This window comes from Paenibacillus sp. FSL H7-0716 (assembly GCF_038002705.1).
Lineage (GTDB): Bacteria > Bacillota > Bacilli > Paenibacillales > Paenibacillaceae > Paenibacillus_AQ > Paenibacillus_AQ odorifer.
The window spans coordinates 111,386-126,653 of sequence record NZ_JBBODA010000006.1; the positions used below are offsets into that span (position 1 = coordinate 111,386).

General features: G+C 43.3%; 14 protein-coding genes and 1 other annotated feature. Of the genes, 1 reads left to right on the forward strand and 13 read right to left on the reverse strand.

Annotated features, from left to right (window positions below; all coding sequences use genetic code 11):
* Nucleotides 1-9: 9 nt before the first annotated feature.
* From MHH60_RS10205 to MHH60_RS10220, 4 genes are all read right to left on the reverse strand, one after another.
* A complete protein-coding gene (locus MHH60_RS10205) occupies nt 10-1,302 on the reverse strand; it encodes an Nramp family divalent metal transporter (protein ID WP_076104178.1) in 1,293 nt (430 codons plus the stop codon).
* 205 nt (nt 1,303-1,507) lie between these two features.
* Entirely contained in the window at nt 1,508-3,187 is a 1,680-nt protein-coding gene (locus MHH60_RS10210) for a glutamine--tRNA ligase/YqeY domain fusion protein (protein WP_076137045.1), read from the reverse strand.
* An 81-nt stretch (nt 3,188-3,268) separates the two neighbouring features.
* Nucleotides 3,269-3,529: a binding site (T-box leader), on the reverse strand.
* A 45-nt stretch (nt 3,530-3,574) separates the two neighbouring features.
* Nucleotides 3,575-5,131, reverse strand: a complete 1,557-nt coding sequence (locus MHH60_RS10215) for an SAM-dependent methyltransferase (protein WP_076137047.1) — start codon at nt 5,129-5,131, stop codon at nt 3,575-3,577.
* A 55-nt stretch (nt 5,132-5,186) separates the two neighbouring features.
* Nucleotides 5,187-6,041, reverse strand: a complete 855-nt coding sequence (locus MHH60_RS10220; protein WP_076137049.1) for a copper amine oxidase N-terminal domain-containing protein — start codon at nt 6,039-6,041, stop codon at nt 5,187-5,189.
* A 164-nt stretch (nt 6,042-6,205) separates the two neighbouring features.
* Between MHH60_RS10220 and MHH60_RS10225 the strand changes: the two genes are divergently transcribed.
* A complete protein-coding gene (locus MHH60_RS10225) occupies nt 6,206-7,390 on the forward strand; it encodes an oxalate decarboxylase family bicupin (RefSeq protein ID WP_076137050.1) in 1,185 nt (394 codons plus the stop codon).
* An 18-nt stretch (nt 7,391-7,408) separates the two neighbouring features.
* Here the strand turns inward: MHH60_RS10225 and arsC are convergent, their stop codons facing one another.
* The 9 genes from arsC to MHH60_RS10270 form a co-directional block, all read right to left on the reverse strand.
* On the reverse strand, nt 7,409-7,828 hold the full coding sequence (gene arsC, locus MHH60_RS10230; protein WP_076137052.1) for an arsenate reductase (thioredoxin): 420 nt from the start codon (nt 7,826-7,828) through the stop codon (nt 7,409-7,411).
* 21 nt (nt 7,829-7,849) lie between these two features.
* Nucleotides 7,850-9,139 carry an arsenic transporter gene (locus MHH60_RS10235; RefSeq protein ID WP_076137054.1) on the reverse strand — a complete coding sequence of 430 codons (1,290 nt, stop codon included), beginning with the start codon at nt 9,137-9,139 and terminating at the stop codon, nt 7,850-7,852.
* A 128-nt stretch (nt 9,140-9,267) separates the two neighbouring features.
* Nucleotides 9,268-9,594 carry an ArsR/SmtB family transcription factor gene (locus tag MHH60_RS10240; RefSeq protein ID WP_076137055.1) on the reverse strand — a complete coding sequence of 109 codons (327 nt, stop codon included), beginning with the start codon at nt 9,592-9,594 and terminating at the stop codon, nt 9,268-9,270.
* Between the two features lie 83 nt (nt 9,595-9,677).
* Complete coding sequence (locus MHH60_RS10245; RefSeq protein WP_076137057.1) at nt 9,678-10,220, reverse strand: GNAT family N-acetyltransferase; 543 nt, start codon at nt 10,218-10,220, stop codon at nt 9,678-9,680.
* A 42-nt stretch (nt 10,221-10,262) separates the two neighbouring features.
* A complete protein-coding gene (locus MHH60_RS10250) occupies nt 10,263-11,606 on the reverse strand; it encodes a sensor histidine kinase (RefSeq protein ID WP_081389084.1) in 1,344 nt (447 codons plus the stop codon).
* Nucleotides 11,607-12,275 carry a response regulator transcription factor gene (locus tag MHH60_RS10255; protein WP_076137059.1) on the reverse strand — a complete coding sequence of 223 codons (669 nt, stop codon included), beginning with the start codon at nt 12,273-12,275 and terminating at the stop codon, nt 11,607-11,609.
* 28 nt (nt 12,276-12,303) lie between these two features.
* Complete coding sequence (locus tag MHH60_RS10260) at nt 12,304-14,265, reverse strand: ABC transporter ATP-binding protein/permease (protein ID WP_076137061.1); 1,962 nt, start codon at nt 14,263-14,265, stop codon at nt 12,304-12,306.
* Nucleotides 14,266-14,472: 207 nt separating this feature from the next.
* Complete coding sequence (locus tag MHH60_RS10265) at nt 14,473-14,616, reverse strand: hypothetical protein (RefSeq protein ID WP_162636847.1); 144 nt, start codon at nt 14,614-14,616, stop codon at nt 14,473-14,475.
* A gap of 16 nt (nt 14,617-14,632) precedes the next feature.
* The gene (locus MHH60_RS10270) at nt 14,633-15,151 is read right to left on the reverse strand and encodes a DinB family protein (protein ID WP_076137102.1); all 519 of its coding nucleotides are present in this window, start codon (nt 15,149-15,151) and stop codon (nt 14,633-14,635) included.
* Nucleotides 15,152-15,268: the final 117 nt, after the last annotated feature.

A 15,268-nucleotide genomic window follows, 5' to 3' on the forward strand; every position in this document is an offset into this window, starting at 1 on the left:
ACTGCTTCCTTATACGAGCATTTGATAGACCAAGAACAAGTTCAATGATACAACCAGACCGGAGATAATCCAGCCCAGAGTGGCTGTCATTTTGCGATTTACTAACCCGCCCATAATCTGGCGATTGCTTGTAAACACAACCAGCGGAATCAACGCGAATGCAATCCCAAAAGACAGGATCACCTGACTGATCACGAGCGCTTTGGTTGGATTCACACCAAAACCAATGATCGCTAGTGGCGGAATGATGGTAATCGCACGGCGCAAGTACAGGTTAATTCTTTTGTTGATGAATCCTTGCATAACCACATCGCCAGCCATAGTCCCAACAGAGGAACTCGACAGTCCCGCAATGAGTAGTCCCAGCCCAAACGAGATCGCCGTTACTGGCCCAGCTAAGTGACCAAATTGCTGAAACGCGACATCCAAATCCTCAACCACGAGACCATTTTTGAAAAACAATGCCGCGGAGACAATTACCATAGCCAGATTTACTGCACCTGCGATAATCATCGCAATAATAATATCTATAAATTCCAATTTGAAAATCTGTTTTTTCTCCGATTCATTCACCCCGACGATACGGTTCTGTGTAAGTGATGAATGCAGGTAAATCGCATGTGGCATCACGGTTGCGCCTAGAATTCCTGCGGCCAAAAGGATGCTGTCCACCCCTTCAAACTTAGGTGTAAACATGCCTACGGCAACTGCTCCCATATCCGGTTTAGCTACAATAACTTGAAAAGCGAAGGCTAATACGACTATAAGGATCATCGCGGCAATCCCTGCCTCTAAGGAGCGGTATCCCCGGCGTTGCAGCTCTAAGATAGCAAATGAGCCCACCGCAGTAATCAGTGCTGCTGGCAGCATGGGAATATCGAATAAGAGATATAGCCCTAATGCCGCCCCGATAAACTCTGCCAGATCCGTAGCTATAATCACTAGCTCACTTTGAATCCATAAGAAGATAGATACACTCTTCGGAAAACGATCATGAGCGATCTCAGGCAAGTTCTTGCCTGTCGCAATCCCCAGCTTGGCGGATAACGCTTGGATTAGCACAGCCATTAGATTAGAGGCCACGATCACCCACAATAAGAGATATCCATATTTGGAGCCCGCCGTAATATTGGTGGCAAAATTACCTGGATCCAGATAAGCAACAGCAGCGATAAAAGCTGGGCCTAGAAAAGGAAGTAATCGTTTAATCCCTTTGATCTCCCCGTTAAGTACGGCTTGTGCTGAAACCGAGTTCTTATGTTGTTTTATATGTGGTTGTTCTACTAAAGTTTGTTCGAGCATTTCAATTCCTCCTCTTGCCCTGAAAAAGTTGTCTATATACACGAAAGTTTCCCCTGTGCAACTTATATTTAAAGTATATGCTTATTTCTGAAAAATGTAAACATGTTTCATATGGAATTTTCATTTGCTTGTTCACCAACGACAAGGCACAAAAAAAGCTGGACGATGATCAGGAATTACCCGATCTTCGCCCAGCTTAAGCTGCTTATGAATTTTTCTTCCATGTGTCCTTCAGCGGTACTATTCGATTCAGCACCAGCTTATCTGCCGTGGTATACTTCTTATCCACGCAGAAGAATCCGTGCCGGATCAATTGAAATTTATCCTCTGGCCTTGCGCTGCCCATTGATGGCTCCAGTAAACAATCCTTCAGGATCGTTAAGGAATCTGGATTAAGATACGCGTCCCAGCGCTCACCGTCTTCTTTAGGACCGTCGTTATCTTTCAGCAGCCGCTCATATAGATGAACATCAGCCTTGATAGCATGGTCTGCCGATACCCAGTGAATGGTCGCCTTAACCTTCCGTTCATTAAACCCGCTTCCGCTCTTCGTTCTCGGATCATAGGTGCAGCGAAGCTCTAAGATTTCTCCGGTAACTTCATCCTTGATTACTTCATTGCATTTAATGAAATAAGCACCCTTTAGCCTTACTTCATTCCCCATAGTCAGCCTGTGATAACCTTTTGGCGGCTCCTCCATGAAATCTTCTTGTTCAATATAAAGGGTTCGTGAAAAAGGAACCTCTCTTTCTCCAAGTGACTTATCTTCACTGTTATTCTCAATCGTCAGCCCTTCATTATGATCCTCAGGATAATTAGTAATGACCACTTTTAAAGGCTTAAGAACAGCCATCACACTTGGAACCTTTGCCTTCAAATCTTGTCTAAGCGCATGCTCTAACATGGCAATATCCACAATGGTGCTATTTCTGACAAAGCCAATTTCCTTCACAAAATTCCGGATACTCTCCGGTGTAAAACCTCTTCTGCGTAAACCACGAAGCGTAGGAAGTCTCGGGTCATCCCAGCCATCCACATAATGGCCTGTAACCAGTTGTCTGATATACCGTTTACTCGTCACAACTCCGGTGATGTTCACCCGTCCAAACTCTCTTTGCTTAGGAGCCTCAGGGGTATCCAGCTCATTCAGTACCCACTCATAGAGCGGCCGATGATCCTTAAATTCAATCGAGCATAAGGAATACGTTATCCCTTCGATAGCATCTTGAATAGGATGGGCAAAATCATACATCGGATAGATACACCATTCGTTACCCGTTCTATAATGCTCCGCATGAATGATTCTGTAAATCACCGGATCACGTAAGTTGATATTAGGTGAGCTCATATCTATTTTAGCCCGCAACACTCTGGCTCCCGTCGGATAATTTTCAGCTTTCATCTCCGTAAATAACCGCAAATTCTCTTCCACAGAACGCTCCCGGAACGGGCTGTTTTTTCCCGGCTCCGTAAGCGTCCCTCTATAGGCTGTCACCTCTTCAGGTGATAAATCACAGACATACGCCTTTCCTTTTCGGATTAACGTAACTGCGCTATTGTATATTTTCTCAGAATAGTCTGATCCATAAAAAATATGGTCCGGTGGATAGCCCATCCATTGAATATCTTCGATGATGGCATTTACATACTCCAGATCCTCTTTTAAAGGATTGGTGTCATCAAAGCGCAAATGGAACTTCCCGCCATACTTTTTCGCAGTCGTATAGTTCGTGTGAATAGCATACGCACTGCCAATATGCAGATACCCGTTAGGCTCCGGTGGAAATCTCGTGCATATATCTCTACTGTAAGTCCCTGCTTCCAGCTCTTCTTGAATCAATCTGTCGATGTAACTCTCAGCTAATACTTCCGGTTCCTCGTTCATTGGTGTTACCTCCTGTTTATAAGTGATATCCGCCTGCTTAATCTGCAAAATAAAAAGAACCTCACCTCCAAGACTTATGGTCTTGGGGACGAAATTCTCGCGGTACCACCCCAGGTTCATTAATATGTCGCCATATTAATCTCATCAAGTACGGCAAAACATCTTGCGCAGTGCTTATACTCTAGCTCTATAACAGGAGCTCCCGTCATACCATCCCCTTAGTCCGGTTCCGATATGCCGCTCAGAGGCTTGTTTCGATAAAATCCCCCTTACCCTGTTCTCATCATCCAAGGCTCTCTGTGAAGGAATGATTTCATGTACTCTTCTCGTCATCGCGTTTGATTATTTTGTATAGGATACCAAAAAGATAAGCCTATGTAAATGTGCTTATTCCCCGCTCAGCGCCGTTAGAAGTTCCAATACTACTTCATTGTCAGGCTCTGCAACCAAAGCTCTACGCGCGTATTCCAATGCAGCAGCTTCAGCTCCTAGCTCGTAGTTACAAATTGCCATGCTATAAAGCACTGATGCCAATGGTTCTTCCGTACTCGCATGCATGGAGCGTTCTAAGTAACCCAATGCTTCCGCGAATTTATCCATTTCATACAGCAGCAACCCCGCATCTAGCGACAGATCATAACTCTGTTCCATCGGATAATAGCCAGTCCACATCAACTGTATACCTCGCTGTAGATCCAGCATTTCTTCATCACTGGCACCCAGCAGTAGCTCCGAAATCTGTTCAGCGCTATGGATAAACCATTCAGCATCATACCCACCCAGACGCCAAAAGGCCAAAATTTGCTGCAGCCCCATCGTATCTAATTGCTGATCCATCCATTCCTTCATACTAAAGAAATCATCCGGGCCAAAACGTTCTATAAACCGCTTGTAACCCAGCCGAGTGTTTGTATAGCTCAGCGGTGTTGGAAGCATAAGAATACAGCCGATGTTCAGGTTTTTATAGTGATGACTGGTGAATATTGAATGCGCCCCTTTTTGTTTCAGCACATGCTCTATCGCATGATAATTCGCGGTCAAAGAGAAGCTTCCGTGATGAATCAGCAATGGAGGTTCTGCAAATTCCCAGTTCTCTAAGCGATGGTCTCCCTTATCCGCTGTAAGCAGCACGAATCCCTCTGTAGAGAGCCGCGCAAGCCGCTCCAGACAAGTAAGCCCCACCACCGGAAAGAGTATATGTGAATCCTCCAGCTTCTGCTGATAAAGCGCTATAACGTCATGATAGGGATAAGTCTCCTCTTCATAACTAGCTGCACGCCGATAATGGTACTGCGGGATGATTTTGCCGAGCGCATCGGAGGGGTTATCCGGATCAACTTCCGCCGAATACTGGATCGAAACCTCACATTCATATATTTTTCCTTCATCCACATAAATTAATTCTTGCGGAATGCTGTCAAAAAAATAATTTGCCACAATCACCAATGGCTGCTGTAAATCACCCGGCCGAATGCTGAGCTTAGCGTGTACTAAATGTAGTTCTACATCCTGCACAGCATCAAAACGAGCGAAGTCCAAAATACCCTGCTCTACGTAAGGAAGTAGGCTCGGGTGCTGCTGCCAGCTGGATATATTTTTGGAAGGTAAATCACTCATCACATAACGAAAAGGAGGAAGAGGAATATCTGCGTAGTCTACGATTTCACATAACTTTTTAAGCACATGGAAGGCTAAACGGCCAGCTCCCGCTCCAAGTTCTAGAATCGTAACGGTCTCTGAGAGATGCCCTTGTCCAGCCCGGTCTTGCAGGAATCCAAAGATCATCTCTGCGTATGCTGTCGCAATCATAGGGTTACTCGTGATGTACTGCGGGACCTGATCATTATTCCAAGCCTTTAATCCCTGCTCTTCATAATATGTTCGTTGCAATTCCCAAATCGGTGCTTCGCTGAAGCGATATTGCTGTTCTTTGTTACCTGTCATCTGTTTCTTTACCCGCTCTCTGTCTAGCTTGTTTGAATAATCTATAGCAATTGCCTTACTGCGCTCTCAATGTGCGTGACCTGAAAATGACGTATTCAGCCTCTGTTGGAATGGTAGCGGAAAATGATAATAATGCCGCTTTGGAGGTTGAGGAATCAGGTCCTTTCAACGTTTGATAAAAAGAATTCCCTTTACTGTCCACACTCACCAGCTCTAATTCCGCGTTTCCTTGAGGGATGATGAATCCGGAGGTATTTTGCACGCTTAAGGTTAATCTATATTCTTTCCCGGATTGAGCCTGCGTTAGCATAGTAGGATATAAAGGATACGGATGTGCTGTCGTTTCGAGTGGATAAGGAGCAAGCGCACGATCTGCCTCAGGCTTCACCCATTCCTCCCCTTTTCTGGCCCCAATGCCAAGGGTTAATTTATTCACATTATTAAATTGCACTTCCCAGCGAAAAGACTTAAGCCCTTCTAAAATGGGGGAAGCCGGAACAAACAGAGTGCCATCCTTTATCTCTGGAGCAACGCCTAATGAATCTACGGTCTCCCCATTAAAATCTGCCTCTAGCTGCCCTGCTTTAATATTTCCTACCGATCGGTCCAGCAGTGAAACAGTAATACTCTTGCTCAGAGCGTCATAGAGCAAATCTGCGCCAATCGCATTGGAGAAGGCTCGAATCGGCACCATTAATTTACCTGCTTTGAAATAAGGGGCTAGTTTACCTGGAAAAAGCACGTAATATCCCCCGTATGACAGTGGCATTACCTGTGTCCCTAACTGGACAGCTGCCGACACCGATGTAGGTGTAACCGCAGATCCCGCGGCGAACATAATCACTAATAGACCTATTACATAAGCTTTTATTTTCCCTAATCGTTGTAAGGACTCCTTGATGTGAATCATCACAAACCCCTCTCCAGTTCATCTAGAACCTTAGCCTCTATTAGTAATAATCAATGATGACCCTACACATGTCAACTTGTACCACTTCTGCTATCCATCATAAAAGACAGCATTCAGCATATATTTTCATTGAACTCTTAAGGAACAAGAAAGGAGAACATCTTATGACTTCTGCTGGACAGGATTCGGCAAACAAAACAAACATCCCCCAGCCCATCCGAAGCGATGGCACAGGGGGACTAGATAAAGGACCCCGCGATGTTATACGGGATCTTGAGAACCCGGATATGTTCGTACCTCCGGTAACGGATGCGGGCCTGGTTCCCAATTTGAAATTTTCTTTCTCCGATGCGCATATGCAGCTTAATCATGGTGGCTGGTCCAGAGAAGTAACCGTCAGAGAACTCCCTATCGCAACTACACTGGCAGGTGTGAATATGAGCCTGACCCCCGGTGGAGTACGAGAGCTTCACTGGCATCAGCAAGCGGAATGGTCTTATATGCTGTTAGGCCGCGCCCGGATTACTGCTGTGGATCAGAATGGACGGAACTTTATATCAGATGTAGGACCTGGTGATCTATGGTATTTTCCGCCGGGTATTCCTCACTCTATACAAGGTCTTGAAGAAGGCTGCGAATTCCTCCTAGTCTTTGACGACGGGAGCTTCTCCGATCTGAATACCTTGTCTATTTCCGATTGGTTCGCTCATACGCCTAAAGAGGTACTTTCAGCTAACTTTGGAATACCTGCTGAGGCCTTTGACTCCATCCCCACTGAACAAGTCTATATTTATCAGGATCAAGTTCCCGGCTCATTACAAAGCCAAAAGGTGCAATCGCCATATGGAGAAATTCCACAGAGCTTCAAACATTCGCTGTTGGCACAGCCTCCATTAAAGACTCCTGGCGGGAGCGTCAGAATCGTTGACTCCAGCAACTTTCCGGTCTCTAAGACCGTGGCTGCTGCACTGGTAGAGATTGAACCTGGAGGAATGAGAGAGCTCCACTGGCACCCCAACAACGATGAGTGGCAATATTATCTTACGGGAAAAGGACGGATGACTGTGTTTGCCGGAAACGGTGCAGCACGTACCTTTAATTACAGGGCAGGCGATGTTGGGTATGTTCCTTTTGCATTTGGACATTATATTCAGAATACAGGAGAAGAATCGTTGTGGTTCCTCGAAATGTTCAAAAGTGACCGTTTTGCCGACGTTTCTCTGAACCAATGGATGGCTCTCACTCCCCATGAATTAGTTGAAAGTAATTTGAACGTTGGGCCCGAAGTGATCAATGCCTTACGGAAAGTGAAATGGCCCGTGGTGAAATACCCTAAGTTAAAAGAATAGGTTACTTCCTCCCTTTGCTTATTCACCCGTCTCCGCAAATTGTTTGATTCTCTCACCAATCTGGTCACGCACAAGCTGGAACACTGCCCACTTCTCTTCATCCGTCCCTTGCGCTTTTGCCGGATCATCGAAGCCCCAGTGTTCCCGTTTGACCTGCGGAGGGGTGATTGGACATTTATCCGCAGCATCTCCACATAAGGTAATGACCAGATCGGCATTATTCAGCAGATTAGCATCAATAATATCCGAAGTCTGGCCGGAAATATCTATACCTACTCCGCTCATGGCTTGTACAGCTTTTGGATTTAGACCGTGAGCTTCAATACCTGCACTGAACACGCTCCATTCTTCTCCTAGATATTGCTTAGCCCAGCCTTCAGCCATCTGACTTCTGCAGGAATTCCCTGTACATAAAAAATAAATCGTTCTCTTGTTCATCTTGATCTTCCCCTGTCCAAATTAGTTAATCAACAACCACATATAAAGACCTAAAAGCGTAATAAATAACGTTGGAATGGTTAAAATAATACCTGTCTTAAAATACGTTCCCCAAGAAATCTTCACGCCTTTAGCCGAAAGTACATGTAGCCACAGCAGTGTGGCGAGTGAGCCAATCGGAGTGATCTTCGGTCCTAAGTCCGAGCCTATAACATTCGCATATATTAAAGCCTCTCTAATGATTCCAGTGGTATGCGTCGCATCAATGGCAAGCGCGTCAATCAGAACGGTAGGCAGATTATTCATCAGTGATGAGATCAATGCAGCTATGAAGCCCATACCCATCGTTGCGGCAAATAAGCCCTGATCAGCAATAGACCCAATCATCTTAGCAAGTAAATCCGTCAGCCCAACATTTCGAAGTCCATATACTACGACATACATTCCAATGGAAAAGAACACAATCGCCCAAGGCGCTCCTGTAATCACTTCTTTCACCTTGACGTAAGGGCTTCTTCTCGCGAGAAGCAGGAACAAAATAGCTATGATCCCCGCAACCACAGATACCGGAATACCCAAAAATTCACTGACAAAATACCCTACCAAAAGAACAGCCAATACAATCCATGACAGCTGGAACATTTTTTTGTCTTTAATCGCCTCATGCGGATCTTTTAGCTGTGAATCGTTAAAGTGCTTGGGAATACTTTTACGAAAAAAGAAATAGAGCACCACGATGCTCGCCACAAGTGAGAACAGCGTAGGTATAATCATCTTGCCTGCATACTCCATAAACGTAATTCCGAAAAAATCCGCCGATACGATATTGACCAGATTGCTGACCACGAGCGGCAGTGAGGTGGTATCGGCAATAAAACCGCTGGCGATAATAAACGGAAAAACTTTTTTCTCATCAAAATGCAACGCCCTTACCATCGCAAGCACAATAGGCGTAAGAATCAGAGCCGCTCCATCATTCGCAAAAAATGCAGACACTAACGCACCAAGTACGATGACATACACAAACATTCGTCTGCCATTCCCGCGGGCTGCCCGTGCCATATGTAATGCAGCCCATTCAAAAAATCCGATTCGATCCAGAATTAAAGAAATCAGAATAATAGCCACAAATGCTAAAGTAGCATTCCACACGATAAGCGTTACATCCAGAACATCATTAAAGCTGACTACCCCAGCTAGCAAAGCTATGATCGCGCCACCGCAGGCTGACCATCCAATCGATAAATTACGGGGCTGCCAGATTACAAGGATTAAAGTTACTAAAAATATAAGGATAGCTACAATAGCCAAAGTGCCATCCCCCTTTTACTGCCAATCCACATCTTTTTCAACACTCCTATATAAGCATGTGACTTCAATCCAACATCATCATATAACTATATGGTTATATATAAATCATAAAAATCCCTACCTGAAATTTAGTCGCAGCATGGCTCTTTAGCCTCTTTATTCAGTTCAGCCAATATCGATTTGGTACTAGGCATCTGTTGAAGAACAGCCTTAAGATGTGGTTTATCCTCGACATTTAACGAATAATGTACCCACTGTCCCCGCTTGCTTTCCCTAACGATTCCTCTACTTTTCAATTTCCGTAAATGCTGGCTAATCGCCGGCTGGGAAATATCAAAGATATCAACGAATTCACACACGCACCATTCCCGCTCTTTCAGAAGAGAAAGCATTGCCAATCGTGTCTTATCTCCGAACAACTTCAAGTCTTCAGCAATTTCCATTAGTGTCTGCATTTCCTTCTCTCCTCCTCTCAAAAGTATATAAGCTATTACTTATATTCTAGTGAACTTACCATTGGGAATCAAGAGTTAATTTTTTAGCGGGCTACCGTCCACTCATGCTCCAACATACTGAACATCAAAGAATCCCGCCATCCATCTTTAATAAGCAAAGCATCCCTTAATCTTCCCTCATAGGTCATACCTATCTTGGTGAGTACCTTGGATGATCCGCTATTTCTAGGGTCACAGGTCGCATATATTCGATGTAGTTGCAGTTCTTCAAAACCAAATTTCAACATTCGTCTGGCCGCTGCTGTAGCGACTCCCTGTCCCCAGGCATCAGGATGGACAATATAGCCGATTTCGCCGCTTCTGTCCGTATGGCTTCTAATATTTAATTCAATCATGCCGATCAAATGTTCAGTTCCTACTGCAACTATGGCTTGCGCGAACCGAGTTCTGGGAACTTTTTGAGAGTCTTCTAGTGTCTGGTTAACAAATAAAAGGGTCTGATCAGCAGTATTTGGACCCCAAGCTTGAAAACGGCATACACGTTCTTGCGAACAATAGGCATGAACATCTTGCCAGTCCGTAAACTTTAGTTCACGTAAATAGATAGGATTTCGCTCTAGCATCATCATCTTCCCCCTCAGCGTTTGCCTTAAGCTTCAGCCTGTTAACTATTCATAGGGTTGAGAGACAGGGATCGAGACGATAAACTGGGTTCCTTCCCCAACCTTGCTCTCCACTTCTATTTTACAATCATGCATTTTTAGAATTTTTAATACAATAGATAATCCAAGTCCATTCCCTTTATGAACGCTGCTCCGCGCTTTATCCACCATATAAAAACGATCAAAAATACGGGACAATGCTGCCTCTGGTATGCCTTGACCAGAATCTTTAATAGAAACCTTCACAAACGCTATAGACCTCTCGATTTCGACATGAATGATACCCTCTTGGCTTGTATATTTTATAGCATTATTGATTAGGTTTTGCCAGACTTGATCAAACAAATCTTTATCCACCGTAATTTCGCAGGGCAATAAATCTAATTCTATCTGAATGTTTTTCTGTGCCCATTGTGGCTCCGCCAGAACGATCGCTCTTCTTAACTGTTCATCCAGCTGAAAAGTGGTGAGATTAACCGGATGATGTTCTGAATCCAGCGAGGCTAATCTAAGCAGATTGTCACTTAGGCGGGATAAGCGCAGCGTTTCCTGATAAATAATATCCAGATGTTCTTTTTGCTCTTCTATTGGAACGACCCCATCTTGCAGCGCTCGAGTAAACCCTCTAATCGACGTAAGTGGAGACTGCATTTCATGGGACACATTGCTGACAAAATCATCACGAACTGAATCTATCTTTTGCAGCTCACTAGCCATATGATTAAAGCTTTCCATCAGTTCACCGAACTCATCTTGATTTTTATACGTCAATCTAACAGATAAATCCCCTGATGCCATTTTCTTAGCTGCTTCCGTCAGACGTTTGATAGGCTTCACAATGAATCCAGACATCAAGAGAATCAGTAAACTTCCGATGACTAAGACCGTTAGAAGTGTAAAAAATACGTTGCGTCTGAATGTGATCAAGCTCGACGAAAAATCAATTTTAATGATGAGCGCGGCTTTCTCCTTATCTACGATGGGAATGCCAACAATAGCAACACCAGACTTATCATTAAGCATCACTGCGTCTGTGGAATCTGGCTTAAATAGAGCGGCAAGCTTCTCCTTATCCACTGAAAAAACAGCATCACTCCACTCATTCACTCTCACTTTCGCAATATCGACACCATATTTATTGAGTAGTTTAGTAAATGCCTGTGCTTTTTCCGGATCATCGATTAGGGTAAGCACTTTGGCTACGTCTCCAGCTACTCTAATGAAGATATGGTTTGGGGTCACATTATTTTCGGAAAACCGTACATTTAGCAAAAAAGAGATCATTAAGCTGATGATCACAATCCCAATGAACGTAATAACGATGCCCAACCGCAGGTTTTTTTTCAACATTTAGGCCAACTCCAGACGGTATCCAAGTCCTCTTACCGTAGAAATAATTAGCTCAGGGATCGATTCCAATCTTTCTCTCAGACGTTTGATATGCACATCTACCGTACGCTCGTCGCCTTCATAATCGACACCCCAAATATTTTCTATGAGCTGAGAACGCGTGAATATTTGCCCTGGCGAACCCGCCAGAGCAAATAACAACTCACATTCCTTTTTCTTCAACTCCACCGTTCTTTGAGCCGCAACAACGTTCAAATTCCCCAGATCAATCATCACTGCGCCTAATTGAATCACACTCGAGGAGGTTAAATGATATCTTTTTAATAGTGATTTTACACGCAGGACCAATTCTATGGGATCAAACGGTTTGACTAAATAATCATCTGATCCGGCATTAAATCCTCTGACTTTGTCCTTAGATTCTCCTCTAGCTGTAACCATCAGAATTGGAATATCGATATAAGACCGGATATCTTCGGTCAATTCAATACCATCTACATTTGGCATCATCACATCTACAATAACCAAATCGATCTTTGTATGCGCTAGAATGTCTAATGCCTCTTGACCGTCTGCTGCTTCCACTACGGAAAATTGGTTTTTTTCAAGATATAATCGTATTAATCTACGGATATGAGAATCATCATCCGCCACTAGAATCGTGTTCATCTCTCAATTTTCCTCTCCGCTAACCTATTTATTCATATCGTAGAGATTCCATTGGATCCAGTTTGGCAGCCTTAGAGGATGGCATCAAACCTGCGATAATACTAATCAGGGTACTCACAACGATCCCAAATAACACATAATAACCGGATAGATTAATAAGTTTCACTCCAAAAGCATTGTCCAAGAGAATATTTAACACATAACTAATGACAATAGCAAAGAGTACTGCAAAGATACCACTGAATACACCTAATAAAGCTGATTCAGAAAAGAATATACGTTTGATATCTTTTTTCCTTGCGCCAATTGCCCGAAGGATCCCAATTTCCTTAGTCCGTTCCACTACACTGATATATAGCACAACCAATATCATGATTCCTGATACGAGAAGTGAAATCCCGGCAATACCAGAGAGAACTATAGTAGCCATATTCACATAAGTTGTGATTCGCTCCATGATTTTTGCCGATTGAGAACCTGAGAACCCAGCATCAACAGCGGCTGCATTAATATCATTCACATATTTCATATCGGTTGCAAAAGCATTAACTTGTATTGGACCTATTGTAATCGCCTTGTCAGCATACATTTGCTCCAGAGTCTGCGCTGGAAGATAACCCGTGGGTTGCATTTGCGCTCTTGGATCAGTGCTTTCATATATACCAGAGATAGTGACTTCTTGTTCCAATGTGACCGGTTTATGCTTAGCATCCATTTCATTAATATATAGATAAATCGACTTCCCTACCAAAGACTCCGGACTGTCGTTTCCGCTTAATTTACTTGCCGTTTTCACGGGTAATAATATCTCTTTGCCCTCTGGAAAAGCCCCTGCGGTAATCGTCTCTTTAGCAAAAGCATCCGTTAAGGTTGTTAATTGTGTAAGACTAACCGTCTGATCTGCATAAACCATAGTAGATTTGCCCGAAATGGAAGTGATGGTTTCTACATAATCAACATTTGGAATATTTCTGATGGTTTCAATATCGGCAGCCGTAAACGTTTCGCCGGGCAACATCATTGCCTCTGGACCTTGCATACCTTTAGCTTCTTCATTGGGTTTAGTTATATCCACGAGTAAAGGATCCATACTTGAATTAATTTCGTCATTCATATAGTTCGTAATTCCATTCCCTAAGGAAAGCATCAACAGTACGCTTAAAATACCAATAGACCCACCCAAAGCTACCAATACATTACGTTTGGCGTTGAGCTTCATGTTCTGCAGAGCCATTTTAAAAGATGCAAATAAACTGAGATTCCGGGATGACCCCTCTCCTCCATCGTAACTAATCAAAGAGCGGTCCTTTAACTGAATATCATCTTTAATCCTTCCTTCTTCAACCTTTACGATACGGGTACCAGAGTCGGCTACTTTCTGTGAGTGGGTCACGGTAATGACCAATATCCCTCTTTTGGCTATGCTGTCCAATAAGGCTAAAATTTGATCGCCGGTATCCTTGTCCAAGGCCCCTGTAGGTTCATCTGCCAAAATAATATCAGGATTATTCGCTAGCGCGCGGGCGATGGACACTCTTTGCTTCTGTCCACCGGACAGCTGATTCGGACGTTTTTTCAGGTGCTCTTTCAAGCCTACCTCAGTCAAAATATCTATAGCACGTTTATTACGGTCCTTCTCACTGGTATCCGTCATCTGCATCGCCACTGTAACATTCTCCAAAACTGACAGATGCGGGATCAGATTGAAATTTTGAAAAACGAAGCCAATATTGTTCTTGCGATAATCATCCATTTCCTTTTCGGTCATCGTGCTTAAATTCTTTCCGCGGACAAGGACCTCGCCTTCATAATCGGAGTCCATTCCCCCAATGATGTTCATCAGTGTGGACTTTCCGCAGCCAGACTCACCTAGAATAGAGACGAATTCACCTGTCTCAAAGCTTAGATTCACATCATGGAGTACTGGCACCTTTTCTTTACCGTACAAAGTATATGATTTCTTTACATGTTTAACTTCTAATATTTTCATTTATTTCTCTTCCTCTCCTGGTCATGCTCTATATCTCTTTTGATGTTTCATATCCTAACAAATTTGTGTGAACTGATAATGAACTGGATAGCCACATGGAAGAGTCAGAGCTACAGCAGATATTTAGGTTAAGCAATATAAAAAGGCGAATTCACACTCAAAATGAGTGGAACTCGCCTTCTCTATTCGACTTATTTTCGAAAGAAATTAGTGCATGAGGTAATAAGCTAATCCTCCAACTTGTTTTCCGGCGTAATAAACGATGTCTATAATCACCACTGTTAATACAAATTTCGAGAGCAGCGGATATTTCTTAAATAAAGGCTTTATATTTTTCTCTATGTACTCCATTCGCGCGCCTCCTTTCTTAAGCTAGTGCTCTTTTTCGGATCAGCCTAATCTGGCCTCTATGATTGATTTCATCCTCAAAAACGTGAAACCACATAAAATAGTAGTTCGCAGGTTTGTTATGCCAGAATTCCTCTTCAGTATATAACCAATTATCATCGACGGTTGCGAATAATTCATAAGTCTTTTGTCTAACTTCATTTAGGCGATCTAAATAATAGCTCAGGTCATTCCCCTTAATATTGGCTCGTCCTTCATCGCCTAAATTTAATGCTGGCCCCCATCTTTTTAGCTCTTCTTCAGACAAATCTCTTTGCTCAAACGTTGCCACTTGATATGCAAATTCTACCGCAGCGTAGTGCAATAATAACGCTCCAATAGAGTTACTCTGTGGGTCTAATAAATAATCCAGTTGTCCCACAGATAGACCCTTAACGGCTTCTAATGTTGTATATCTTGCATAGTTCATCATGGATAAAAGTCGGCTGATTTGCGGCGAGTAACCTGGGATATCTGTAATCAAAAATATTTGGTTCATGTCAATCATATGGATGTTCCTCCTTGAATTCTTCAGAATAATACAACTAAATACCGGAATGGTTCAGAATTATGAATTACAGGTAATGACGATCAAGATGCAAAAGTGAGGTGCTTA

What these genes read in the sequence shown, in the direction of transcription:
- MHH60_RS10225 (WP_076137050.1), top strand. Translation starts at nt 6,206, where the DNA reads ATGACTTCTGCTGGACAGGATTCGGCAAACAAAACAAACATCCCCCAG.
- MHH60_RS10215 (WP_076137047.1), bottom strand. Translation starts at nt 5,131, where the DNA reads ATGACAGGTAACAAAGAACAGCAATATCGCTTCAGCGAAGCACCGATT.
- MHH60_RS10265 (WP_162636847.1), bottom strand. Translation starts at nt 14,616, where the DNA reads ATGGAGTACATAGAGAAAAATATAAAGCCTTTATTTAAGAAATATCCG.
- MHH60_RS10240 (WP_076137055.1), bottom strand. Translation starts at nt 9,594, where the DNA reads ATGCAGACACTAATGGAAATTGCTGAAGACTTGAAGTTGTTCGGAGAT.
- MHH60_RS10245 (WP_076137057.1), bottom strand. Translation starts at nt 10,220, where the DNA reads ATGATGCTAGAGCGAAATCCTATCTATTTACGTGAACTAAAGTTTACG.
- MHH60_RS10205 (WP_076104178.1), bottom strand. Translation starts at nt 1,302, where the DNA reads ATGCTCGAACAAACTTTAGTAGAACAACCACATATAAAACAACATAAG.
- MHH60_RS10260 (WP_076137061.1), bottom strand. Translation starts at nt 14,265, where the DNA reads ATGAAAATATTAGAAGTTAAACATGTAAAGAAATCATATACTTTGTAC.
- MHH60_RS10270 (WP_076137102.1), bottom strand. Translation starts at nt 15,151, where the DNA reads ATGAACCAAATATTTTTGATTACAGATATCCCAGGTTACTCGCCGCAA.
- MHH60_RS10250 (WP_081389084.1), bottom strand. Translation starts at nt 11,606, where the DNA reads ATGTTGAAAAAAAACCTGCGGTTGGGCATCGTTATTACGTTCATTGGG.
- MHH60_RS10255 (WP_076137059.1), bottom strand. Translation starts at nt 12,275, where the DNA reads ATGAACACGATTCTAGTGGCGGATGATGATTCTCATATCCGTAGATTA.
- arsC (WP_076137052.1), bottom strand. Translation starts at nt 7,828, where the DNA reads ATGAACAAGAGAACGATTTATTTTTTATGTACAGGGAATTCCTGCAGA.
- MHH60_RS10220 (WP_076137049.1), bottom strand. Translation starts at nt 6,041, where the DNA reads ATGATTCACATCAAGGAGTCCTTACAACGATTAGGGAAAATAAAAGCT.
- MHH60_RS10210 (WP_076137045.1), bottom strand. Translation starts at nt 3,187, where the DNA reads ATGAACGAGGAACCGGAAGTATTAGCTGAGAGTTACATCGACAGATTG.